The following is a 10,459-nucleotide window of genomic DNA, read 5'->3' as shown; positions in this document are numbered from 1 at the left end:
GGGCGCGAGGAAATGGAGAAGATCGCCGGCTGGATCGACCGCGTCGTCACCCACATCGACGACGAAGCGGAGATCGGAAAAGTCCGCGCCGAGATCACCGAACTCTGCGAGGCGAAACCGCTCTATCCCGGGCTGTATTGAACCGACGCCCCGGGCGGATCGAAATGAACGGCGCCGGACGGGGACTGCTCATGCAGCCGCCGGCCGGCGCCGTTGCGTTCGGCTTTTTGATTTAAGAAATAATATTCAGAGGCATTTATTGTTGAAGTGCGCTCAGCGGGGTGCTTTGGGGCTCAGAAGGTTCCTGGCGGTGGCGAGCAGATCCTCGTGTTCGATCGTGCTGACGTCGAAGCGCAGCAGCGAGAACACGGCCTGAAGGATAAAACTGATGCCGAAGACGGCGACGACGGTGCCGACGCCGATCTTGGCGCCGCAGAGCCAGCCGGTGAGCAGAGCGCCGCCTTCGATGGAAAACCGGATCACGCCTACGGGAGTGCGCGGGAAGCGCTTGCACAGGGCGACCATCAGTGCGTCGCGGGGGCCGCAGCTCAGCCCCGCGCCGATGTAAAAATAACTGCCCACGGCGATCAGAAGCTGTCCCGTCAAAAGCGTGGCGATGCCCGAGGGGAAGCCGGTCATCATGGGAATGACGCCGGCGGCGCGCAGCAGATCGGCAATGGGGCCGATGCAGGCGATGTCAAGCAGCGTGCCGAGCCCGATTTTTTCGCGCAGCAGCAGGTCGACGGCGAGGATGACCAGCCCCGATCCGGCCAGCACGGTCCCAAAACTCAACCCCAGCCGAGCTCCCACGCCCATGCTGAACGCTTCCCAAGGGCCGAGCCCCACGTTGGCCTGGATGTTGCAGCACGATCCCGTGCCGAAAAGCAGCAGCCCGAACAGCGCCCGGGCGATGCGTCGAGAGTAGTCCATCAGCGGTCCTCCTTCGTTCGGAGAAGATGGAACGATATTACCTTCTGCGGCGCCGGCGGTCAAGCAGGAGCGAGACAGGCGCGCGCGGCTCCGGCTCTCGGCGGAGCGAATGATCAGAGAACGAACGGAGGACGAGCTCATGAATGTTTTCCTTTGCGAACATCTGCACCGTGACGCCGTGGTCCTGCTGCGGTCGCGGGCTGAGATCGTCGCCGACTGGGGGCGTCTGGCGGAGTGCGACGGTCTGATCAGCCGCAATTTGAAGCTGCCGCGGGAAACACTGGAACGCGCGCCGCGGCTGAAGGTGATTGCCGTGCACGGCACGGGCAGCGACGGCATCGATCTGGAATGGTGCGCGGCCCGTAACATTACCGTAACCTACGTGCCTGCGCAGAATGCCGATTCGGTGGCGGAACTGATCGTTGCGCTGGCGTTGGATCTGATGCGCCGCGTGACCGCCGCCGACCGTGCGGTCCGTTCGGGGCGCCCCGTGAGAAGCGCGCCGCCGGAGTTTTGCGGGCGCGAACTGGCGGGCAAGACGCTGGGACTGATCGGCGTCGGAGACATCGCCCGGCGCGCAGCGCGCATTCTGCGCGAAGGGTTCGGCATGAAAGTCATCGGCTATTCGCCCTCGCTGACGCCCGAGAAAGCGAAAATGTTCCACGTGGAACATCGCCCTTCCGTTATCGACGTGATGCGGGGCGCCGACGTGATCTCGCTGGGCGTGCACCTGACGGGAGAGACCTTTCATCTGATCGGCGCCAAGGAACTGGCCGCGGCCAGAAAGGGCGCGGTGCTGATCAACACGTCGCGTGGGGGCGTTGTCGACGAGGAGGCGCTCTATGAGGCGCTGCGCGTCGGTCGGCTGGCGGGAGCCGCCTGCGACGTGTGGGAGCACGAGCCGCCGACGGCGGGACATCGGCTGCTCTCGCTGGACAACGTGATCGCCACGCCCCATCTCGGCGCCAACACGGACGAAGCGCTGCGCCGCGTCGGCACGGCGGCCGTGCAGGCGCTGTTCGACGTGTGCGAGGGAAGGAAGCCGCGCTGCGTTTACAGCGTCGAACACCCGCTGGGATTCGAAAACAGGGACGTCCTCCGCGACGGATCCTGATTCCTTTTCGGCTGCGTAAAATACAATGGAGGGATGAGACATGAAATTAGCGGTAACGTATGAGAACGGCGCGATCTTTCAGCATTTCGGACACACCGAAACGGTGAAGATCTACACGATCGAAAACGGCGCGGTCGGCGCCTCGGAAGTGATCGGCACGGAGGGGCACGGGCACGGCGCGCTGGCGGCCTTTTTGAAGGAAAGGGGCGTCGAGGCGCTGATCTGCGGCGGTTTGGGCGGCGGCGCGGTCGCGGCGCTGCAGGAGGCGGGGATCGCCATTTACGCCGGCAATCAGGGCAGCGCGGACGAAGCTGCCGCGAAGTTCGCCGCCGGACAGCTTTCCGCCAACGCCGAGGCGAACTGCCATCATCACGATCACGGCGCGGAACATTCCTGCGGAAACGGCTCGTGCCGCCATTAGCATTGGCAAGGAACGCTTCGTCCGCCGACAAAAAATCCGGTCCCTTTTCGGGGCCGGATTTTTTGTCGGCGGACGGCGTGTTACGGCAAGCGCCTGTTTTTGAGGAATTCGCCGCGGGCGAAGGCGGCGAACGTGCGCGCCGCCGGCGAGAGAAACTCTTCCTTCGGCCAAGCCAGGCCGATCTTGACGGTTTCGGGCGGGTCGAGCGGCACGCTGACCACGCGCGGGCTGGGCGGCCGCTGCAGAATGCCGTTCATCAGCGCCACGCCGAGGCCGGCTTCGATCATGGCGAAGGCGGCGCTGACCTCAGAGGTGGAGCAGCGCGCCGCAGCCGTGACGCCGCGGGCGGCGAAGTAGCGCGAGTTGTCGCTCTCGCGGCCGGGGTACATTTCGATGTAGGGTTCGCTGGCGAACGCTTCGGCGGGGAAGGCGCCGCGGGCGACGGACCAGTGCCCGGCGGGCACCCAGACGACCAGCTTGTCGTTGCAAAGCGGCGTCCACTGAAAGCTGCCCTCGCGCCGGCTGATGACGCAGAAGTCGGCGCGTCCCTCTTCGACCATGGCGGCCAGGTCGCTGCTCAACCCCTCGGCGATGGAAACGGCGATGCCGGGATGAAGCCGCCCGAACTCGGCCGCGAGACGGGCCAGCAGCGGATAATAAACGCCGTACGCCGCCCCGACGGTGACGCTGCCGCATTCGACGCCGCGGATCTGGGCGGACGTTTCGGCGAACTGTCCGGCGGCGCGCACCAGCTCGCGCAGGACGGGCAGCAGCAGCTCGCCCTCGCGCGTCAGATTGACGCCGATATGGTTGCGGCGCAGCAGCGGGAAGCCGGCCTCTTTTTCCAGCGAAGCGATGATGCGGCTCACGCCCGACGGAGTGTAACCAAGCTCTTCGGCGGCGGTGGTCAGCGAACCGTTTTCGACGGCCCGCAGCAGCACGGCACATTTTTTCGTGTCCATGGCGTCTCCTTTGCTATGAGAAAGAATCAAGGGCTTTTTGTTTTTTTGACGATAGATCATCGGCGGCGCTTTGTCAAACGTTCGCGGCGGAGGCGGACGGCCGTTCGCCGTTCCGGGCGAGTTCTTCCGCGGACGCGCGCGTTGCCGAAATCTCATGCCATGAATTGCGTTTTCAGCAAAACGCAAATGATTTATTCGGACGCAAAAGAACGATAAACGCGGCGTGTTTCTATAATATTCGCTGCATAAAAATAACTTGCTTCGAAAGATAAGTTATGTTAAGATTCTCGTGTAACAAACTTTATATTTTAAAAATGGAGGTGCCAGCGTGAAAAAGTTCCTATCGATTGTTGTGGCAGTTGTGATGTTCGCGTTCCCGGCGTTCGCCGCGGAGGAAGTGTTGGTCGGCGAGATTTCGACTTCGACGGGCGACTTTGCCGCTTACGGCTTCGCCGAAGTCGAGTCGGTGAAGATCGCCCTCGAAGAGATCAACGCCGCCGGCGGCGTCAAGGTCGGCGACGCGATGCTGCCGATGCGCGTCATTCAGTACGACTGCCGCACGCGCAACGAAGACATGGTCAACGCGGCGCGCCGCCTCGTCAATCAGGACAAGGTCGTCGCCGTCATCGGCCCGAGCGGTTCCGGGCTGTGCATTTCCGCCGCCGCCGTGTTCAACCGCGGTCACGTGCCTCACCTCGGCACGCTGCCGACGAACCCGATGGTGACCATGGACGAGCGCGGCAAGGTACGTCCCTACAACTTCCGCATTTGTTTCCTCGACCCGTATCAGGGCGCTATCCTGGCCACGTTCGCGGTCAAGAACCTGAACCTCATGAAGGCCGCCGTGCTGTACGACGTGTCCAGCGACTACTCGCAGGGGCTGCGCGAGTTCTTCGTCAACGAGTACAAGAAGATGGGCGGCGAGGTCGTGGCCGACGAAGGGCACCGCGGCGAAGACGTCGATTTCCGCGCCCAGCTGACCAAGTTCAAGGAAGCCAAGCCCGACATCCTCGTGTTCCCGACGATGGGCAAGTGCACGCCTCTGGCGATCAAACAGGCCCGCGAGATGGGCTTCACCTGCCCGATCATCGGCGGCGACGGTTACGGCGACTTCTGGTGGGAGATCGCCGGCGACGCCATGGAAAACACCTACTGGGTCAGCCACGTGGACAAGGGCGACCCGAAGCTGAAGGGGTTCTTCGACAAGTTCGAGCAGAAGACCGGCACCGAGTGCAAGGAATTCATGAACGCGATGATGGCTTACGACTGCGTGTACTGGCTGAAGGACGCCGTCGAACGCGCCGGCAGCCTCGATCCCGAAAAGGTCCGCGACGCTCTCGAGCAGACCAAAGATCTGAAGCTGATGCACTGCACGCTGACCATGGACGAGTTCCATAACCCCAAGGGCAAGGAAGGCATCATGCTCAAGGCTGAAGGCGGCAAGACGAGCTACTTTGCCACGATCAAGCCCGAAATGTAAAAAGCGTTTTCAAATCCGACGGGTTCACTGCAAGGGGCGGCGGCGCAAGGGCCGCCGCCCCTTCGTCATGAAAGGGAGGAGTCGTCGTGGCAACCTTTCTGCAACAAGTCGTCAACGGTCTCTCGCTGGGCTCCGTTTACGCGCTGATCGCGGTCGGGTATTCGCTGGTGTACTCGATCCTGCTGTTTTCCAATTTCGCTCACGGCGGTTTTCTCGTCGTGGGCGGCTACGCGGCCTACGGCATGCTCAACTCCATGGGCATGAATATCTGGATCGCCGGCGCGGGCGCGATCCTCGCCGCAGGCGTCGTCGCCATCGTCACCGAGCGCATGGCCTACCGGCCGATCCGTGAGCGCACGTCGGCCACGCTTTATTTATTGATCGCCTCGATGGGCGTTTCCATCGTCATCGAGAACATTTTCGTCGTCACCATCGGCGGCCGTTACCGCGCGCTGCCCGAGGTGTTCCCCTCGCAGCCGATCGTCCTCGCGGCGCGCGCCGCCGGCGCGGCGGGCGAGTCGGTGATGAGGTTTTTCCCCGGCGCGGCCGAGGGGCTGACGCCGCTGCTGACGATCAGCGCCTTCGATCTGATCTCGCTGGGCGTGACGGTCGTCTTCCTGCTGCTGCTGCAGATGTTTTTGATGCGCACGCGCTGGGGGCTGGCGATCCGCGCCGCGGCCTGCGACCTGCGCACGGCGGGGCTGATGGGCGTCAACGTCAATCTGTTGATCGCCATCGTCTTCTTCGTCGCCGGCGCGCTGGCGGCGGTGGGCGGCATCTTCCTGGCGACGCGCTACACGCTTTATCCGCAGCTGGGCAACATGATCACCACCAAAGCCTTCGTGGCGGCGGTGATCGGCGGTCTCGGCAGCCTGCCTGGCGCGGTGATCGGCGGCATCCTGCTGGGGCTGGCGGAAATGCTGACGGCCGGGTTCATCAGCAGCCAGATGCGCGACTTCGTCGTCTTCGCGCTGCTGATCGCGACGCTGATCATCAAGCCGTCCGGCCTGTTCGGCCGCGACATCCGCGACAAGGTGTAGAGGAGGGACCGTCATGAAAAAATCGCTTCTCGGCGCTCTGTCCCTCGCGGCTTTGGGCGCGGTCCTGGCTTACGTGCCGATGGATTATTACACGGAAGGGATCCTCATGCTGCTGTGCATCAACATGATCGCGGCCATGGGCGTGTCGCTGCTGACGGGCTTCACCGGCATCTTCACGTTGGGGCACGCGGCCTACATGGCCATGGGCGCGTACACGGCGGCGATCCTGATCATGAACTACGACGTAGCCTGGCTCCCGTCCGTGCTCGCCGGCGGCGTGCTGGCCGCGGCGCTGGCCTGGGTCGTCGGCGTGCCGACGATGAAGCTGACGGGCGACTATTACGCTATCGCTTCGCTGGGATTGTGCGAGGCCATCCGCCTCGTGATCGAGAACTGGCAGTCGGTGACGCGCGGCGCGCGCGGCATTCCCGGCATCGATCCCTACACCACGCGCGCCGTGGCGGTGTGGTTCTTCGTGGTTCTGGCGCTGTTCATGTTCAACCTGATTTACAGCCGCTGGGGACGCTACTTCCGCGCCTGCCGCGACGACGTCATGGCGGCGTCGCTGCTGGGCTTCAACACGCCGAGCATCCGCCTCGTCTCGCTGCTGATCTCCGCGTTCTACTGCGGCATCGCCGGCGCGCTGCTGGGCGGCTACCTCAGCTTCATCCAGCCGGCCATGTTCGACATGATGAAGTCCACCGAACTGACCTCGCTGGTGGTCTTCGGCGGCCTCGGCTCGATGAGCGGCACGCTGCTGGCGACCGGCATCATCACGCTGATCACCGAACTGTTCCGTCCCATCTCGCAGTACCGCATGCTGATCTACGGCGCCGTGCTGGTGATGGTCATGGTGCTGCGCCCCGACGGCCTGCTGGGCAGCCGCGAGATCTGGGAGTTCCGCCGCGCGCGCGGGACGAAGAAGGAGGAATCGCGATGAACGCGCCCATCCTTGAGATCCTCAACATCAACAAGTCGTTCGGCGGCGTGCACGCCGTCAAGGACGTCAGCTTCAAGATCGAGCAGGGCGAGCTGATGGGGCTGATCGGTCCCAACGGCGCGGGTAAGACGACGGTCTTCAACCTGATCACCAACGTCTATCCGATCGACTCCGGCGACATCATCTTCGACGGTCTCAGCACGATCCGCCTCAAGTCCTATCAGGTGATCCGCCGCGGCATCGCCCGTACCTTCCAGAACCTGCGCCTGTTCGGCAAGTCCACCGTGCTCGACAACGTCATGACCGCCGCTCAGGTGCATCATACCTACGGTTTTACCGAGTCCATCACTCATCTGGGGCGCTGGCGCAGCTGTGAGGAGATCACGCGTCGCCGCAGCATGGAGTTCCTCGAGCGCGTCGGCCTGGCGGGGCGCGCCGCGCAGACGGCCGGCACGCTGCCCTACGGCATGCAGCGCCGTCTCGAGATCGCCCGCGCTCTGGCGCTGGAACCGATCCTGCTGCTGCTCGACGAGCCCGCCGCGGGCATGAACCCCGAGGAAGTGGCCGACCTGAACAAACTGATCACGGGCATCCATCGCGACCTGGAGCTGACCATCCTCGTGATCGAGCACCACATGGACCTGATCATGCAGATCTGCCCGCACATCGTCTGCGTGAACTTCGGCGCCAAGATCGCCGAAGGCGGCCCCGACGACATCCGCAAAAATCCCGAAGTGCTCAAGGCCTATCTGGGCGACGACGAGGAGGCGATCTGAATGGCCGGACTGCTCGAAGTGAAACAACTCTGCGTCAGCTACGGCGCGATCCGCGCGCTCGACCGCGTGTCGCTGTCCATCCCCGCCGGCGAGATCGTTTCCGTCATCGGCGCCAACGGCGCGGGCAAGTCCACGCTGATGAGCGCCGTCATGGGGCAGGTGCCGTATCAGTCCGGCGAGATTGAGTTCGAAGGCAAGCCGCTGCCGCGCCGGTCGTTTCAGGTGGTGAAATCGGGCATTTCGCTTTCGCCGGAAGGCCGCCGCATCTTCGCGCCGCTGACCGTGCTGGAAAACCTGCAGATCGGCGCGTTCCCCCGCAGCGGCGATTCCGAAAAAGCCGTCAAAGAAGACATGGATTGGGTGTTCTCGCTGTTCCCGCGCCTCGAGGAACGTATCGGCCAGTACGCCGGCACTCTCTCCGGCGGCGAGCAGCAGATGCTCGCCGTGGCCCGGGCGCTGATGTCCCGGCCGAAACTGCTGCTGCTCGACGAACCGTCGCTGGGGCTGGCCCCCGTGATTATCAAAGACATCTTCCGCGAGCTGCGCCGCATCAACGAAAAAGGGCTTACCATCCTGCTCGTCGAGCAGAACGCCAAACAGGCGCTGCTGCTTTCGCAGCACGCCTTCGTACTCCAGACCGGCCGCATCGTCAAGCAGGGCGTCTCGCGCGAGCTGCTTTCCGACCCCGAGATCGCCGCGGCCTATCTGGGCGGCAAGTAGCTTCCCTGGTTTATATATTTCTTAATTAAAAAGCCGAACACAAGAGCGTCCCGAGGGAGAATCACAAAGCAAGCCGCACAATCTGCGTAACTTACTTTGTGGATCTTCCCCGGGACGCTCTTGTTATTCAGTGTTTTAATCGAGAAATAGTATGATGCTGGTTTTCAACGAGAAGACTTCCATGGAAATCAGCGTCAAATGAAGAAACGCCCGCAGGCGTTGAAGCCGAAGCCGATCGCCATGATGCCCAGTGAAACGATGCCGGTGAAGACCGCCAGCAGCCTCGGCTTGACGGCCTGGCGGAGCATGACGAGCGACGGCAGCGACAGCGCCGTGACGGCCATCATGAACGACAGCACCGTGCCCAGCCCTGCGCCCCTGGCGTAAAGCGCCTCGGCGATCGGGATCGTGCCGAAGATGTCGGCGTACATGGGGATCCCCACGACGGTCGCCGCCACGACGGCGAGCGGATTGCCGCCGCCCAGCAGCCTGACGACGAACTCGCGCGGCAGCCAGTTGTGGATCAGCGCGCCGACGCCGACGCCGATGAGAATGTAGCGGAACACTTTTTTCAGCGTGAACAGCATCTGTCCCTTGGCGTAGGCGAGACGGTCGCGCGCGGTCAGCTCCGGCGAGTCGAGGTCGGCAGCGGCGATCGACCTGACGAACGGTTCGACGTACTTCTCCATGCCCATACGGTCGAGCGCCGTGCCGCCGGCGACGGCCAGCGCGATGCCAACGGCCACGTAGGCGGCGGCGATGCGCGCGCCGAAGATGCTCGTCAGCAGGATCAGCGAGCCGAGATCGACGAGCGGCGACGAGATCAGGAACGAGAAGGTCACGCCTACGGGCAGTCCGGCGCTGGTGAAGCCGATGAACAACGGGATCGAAGAGCAGCTGCAAAACGGCGTTACCGTCCCCAGCAGGGCGCTGGCGGTGTTGGCCGCAAGGCCGTGCATGCGCCCGAGGATCCTTTTGGTGCGTTCGGGCGGGAAATAGCTCTGGATATAGGAAATGACGAAGATCAATGTCGAGAGCAGAATGACGATCTTGGTCACGTCGAAGAAAAAGAACTGCAAACTGCCGCCCAGCCGCGTGGATGTGTCCACGCCACAGGCCGTCAGCGTCCGGCCGGCGAGGTCGTTGAGCCAGCGCATGGCGAGAATCTGGTGCTGAATGAAATCCCACATGGGAAAAGAAACATCCTTTCATAACGTGAAGGGGCGGCGCGGAAAACGAAGCGCCGCCCCTTCATGTAAAATCGCGTTATCTGTATTTTTCCAGCAGCGCGGCGCAGGCCGCCGCGCTGGGGACGGAGCCGGCCAGAACGACCTTGCCGTCCACCGCGACCGCCGGCGTGCCGATGATTCCCATGGCCGTCATCTTTTTCAGATCGCCGACGAACTCGATCTGGGCGTCGAGCCCCAGCCGCGCTGCCGCCTCGCGCACGTTGTTCTCCGTCTCATGGCAACGGGCGCAGCCCATACCGAATATCTGGATCAGTTTCATCGGGTGTCCTCCTTGTGAAGACCGCCGCAGCGGCATTGTCCATCCGTTCCGTCCGTTCCGGCGCGGGGCGTTCCCCCCAGCGCGCGGCGCACGCATTCCAGCGTGCCGGGCAGGCAGGTCAGTTTGAGCGAATAGTAGCTGTTGACGCCGCGCTTTTCGACGCGCAGGACGTTTTTCCTCACCATCAGCGCCAGATGCTTGCTCACCGTGGTACGGTCCAGCGCCGGAAAAAGCTCCGCGATCTTGCAGGCGCACAGCTCTCCCTGGGCGAGCGCTTCGAGAATGAGCAGCCGTACGGGATGGGAGACGGCCTTGAACACAGCGGCGCAACTTTTCAGGTCATCTTGATTCATGAGGTTCTCCTTTCGTGGCTGGCGTTCACGTTTATGTGAAATAAGTGCCACGTGGCTTTCGCGCCACATATTGTAGCGTGAACTCAAAATTTTGCAAGGGGCGATTCTTTACGTGTCGTTGTTCAGTGATAAAGTCACCCATAACTGTTCCAAGAAAATGTCACTCTGAGATAATACCGTTCATGAAACAGGAGCGAATGACATTGTCACAAAA

12 protein-coding genes are annotated in these 10,459 nt (G+C 62.9%); 7 read left to right on the top strand and 5 right to left on the bottom strand.

Annotated elements, in window-relative coordinates; all coding sequences use genetic code 11:
- Positions 1–273 precede the first annotated feature (273 nt).
- Positions 274–930, bottom strand: coding sequence for a YczE/YyaS/YitT family protein (locus tag D7D26_RS11160; RefSeq protein WP_078015766.1), 657 nt, complete (start codon positions 928–930; stop codon positions 274–276).
- Positions 931–1,069: 139 nt separating this feature from the next.
- On the opposite strand from D7D26_RS11160, the gene D7D26_RS11155 reads away from it, so the two are divergent.
- Both D7D26_RS11155 and D7D26_RS11150 read left to right on the top strand, forming a co-directional pair.
- Entirely contained in the window at positions 1,070–2,044 is a 975-nt protein-coding gene (locus tag D7D26_RS11155) for a hydroxyacid dehydrogenase (RefSeq protein WP_158606351.1), read from the top strand.
- A 40-nt stretch (positions 2,045–2,084) separates the two neighbouring features.
- On the top strand, positions 2,085–2,465 hold the full coding sequence (locus D7D26_RS11150; protein ID WP_078015764.1) for a NifB/NifX family molybdenum-iron cluster-binding protein: 381 nt from the start codon (positions 2,085–2,087) through the stop codon (positions 2,463–2,465).
- An 80-nt stretch (positions 2,466–2,545) separates the two neighbouring features.
- On the opposite strand, the gene D7D26_RS11145 is transcribed toward D7D26_RS11150, so the two are convergent.
- Complete coding sequence (locus D7D26_RS11145; RefSeq protein WP_078015763.1) at positions 2,546–3,427, bottom strand: LysR family transcriptional regulator; 882 nt, start codon at positions 3,425–3,427, stop codon at positions 2,546–2,548.
- A 328-nt stretch (positions 3,428–3,755) separates the two neighbouring features.
- On the opposite strand from D7D26_RS11145, the gene D7D26_RS11140 reads away from it, so the two are divergent.
- The 5 genes from D7D26_RS11140 (at position 3,756) to D7D26_RS11120 (ending at position 8,383) form a co-directional block, all read left to right on the top strand.
- Positions 3,756–4,907, top strand: a complete 1,152-nt coding sequence (locus tag D7D26_RS11140) for an ABC transporter substrate-binding protein (protein WP_120373094.1) — start codon at positions 3,756–3,758, stop codon at positions 4,905–4,907.
- A gap of 86 nt (positions 4,908–4,993) precedes the next feature.
- The gene (locus D7D26_RS11135) at positions 4,994–5,947 is read left to right on the top strand and encodes a branched-chain amino acid ABC transporter permease (RefSeq protein WP_120373093.1); all 954 of its coding nucleotides are present in this window, start codon (positions 4,994–4,996) and stop codon (positions 5,945–5,947) included.
- Between the two features lie 79 nt (positions 5,948–6,026).
- Positions 6,027–6,887 carry a branched-chain amino acid ABC transporter permease gene (locus tag D7D26_RS11130; RefSeq protein WP_199674784.1) on the top strand — a complete coding sequence of 287 codons (861 nt, stop codon included), beginning with the start codon at positions 6,027–6,029 and terminating at the stop codon, positions 6,885–6,887.
- Positions 6,884–7,663 (top strand): ABC transporter ATP-binding protein, encoded by a 780-nt coding sequence (locus D7D26_RS11125; protein WP_120373091.1) that lies wholly within the window; start codon positions 6,884–6,886, stop codon positions 7,661–7,663. The genes D7D26_RS11130 and D7D26_RS11125 overlap by 4 nt, the downstream gene beginning before the upstream one ends.
- A complete protein-coding gene (locus tag D7D26_RS11120; RefSeq protein WP_120373090.1) occupies positions 7,664–8,383 on the top strand; it encodes an ABC transporter ATP-binding protein in 720 nt (239 codons plus the stop codon).
- A gap of 194 nt (positions 8,384–8,577) precedes the next feature.
- On the opposite strand, the gene D7D26_RS11115 is transcribed toward D7D26_RS11120, so the two are convergent.
- From D7D26_RS11115 to D7D26_RS11105, 3 genes are all read right to left on the bottom strand, one after another.
- Positions 8,578–9,573 (bottom strand): permease, encoded by a 996-nt coding sequence (locus D7D26_RS11115; RefSeq protein ID WP_120373089.1) that lies wholly within the window; start codon positions 9,571–9,573, stop codon positions 8,578–8,580.
- Between the two features lie 76 nt (positions 9,574–9,649).
- Positions 9,650–9,892, bottom strand: coding sequence for a thioredoxin family protein (locus D7D26_RS11110; protein ID WP_120373088.1), 243 nt, complete (start codon positions 9,890–9,892; stop codon positions 9,650–9,652).
- Entirely contained in the window at positions 9,889–10,245 is a 357-nt protein-coding gene (locus tag D7D26_RS11105) for an ArsR/SmtB family transcription factor (protein WP_158606350.1), read from the bottom strand. Before D7D26_RS11105 ends, D7D26_RS11110 begins: the two co-directional genes overlap by 4 nt.
- Between the last annotated feature and the right edge of the window lie 214 nt (positions 10,246–10,459).

Origin of the sequence: Pyramidobacter sp. CG50-2, assembly GCF_003612005.1 — a bacterium.
Taxonomy (GTDB): domain Bacteria; phylum Synergistota; class Synergistia; order Synergistales; family Dethiosulfovibrionaceae; genus Pyramidobacter.
The sequence above is the reverse complement of the archived record's forward strand: the minus strand, read 5'-3'. Positions and strand labels throughout refer to the sequence as shown.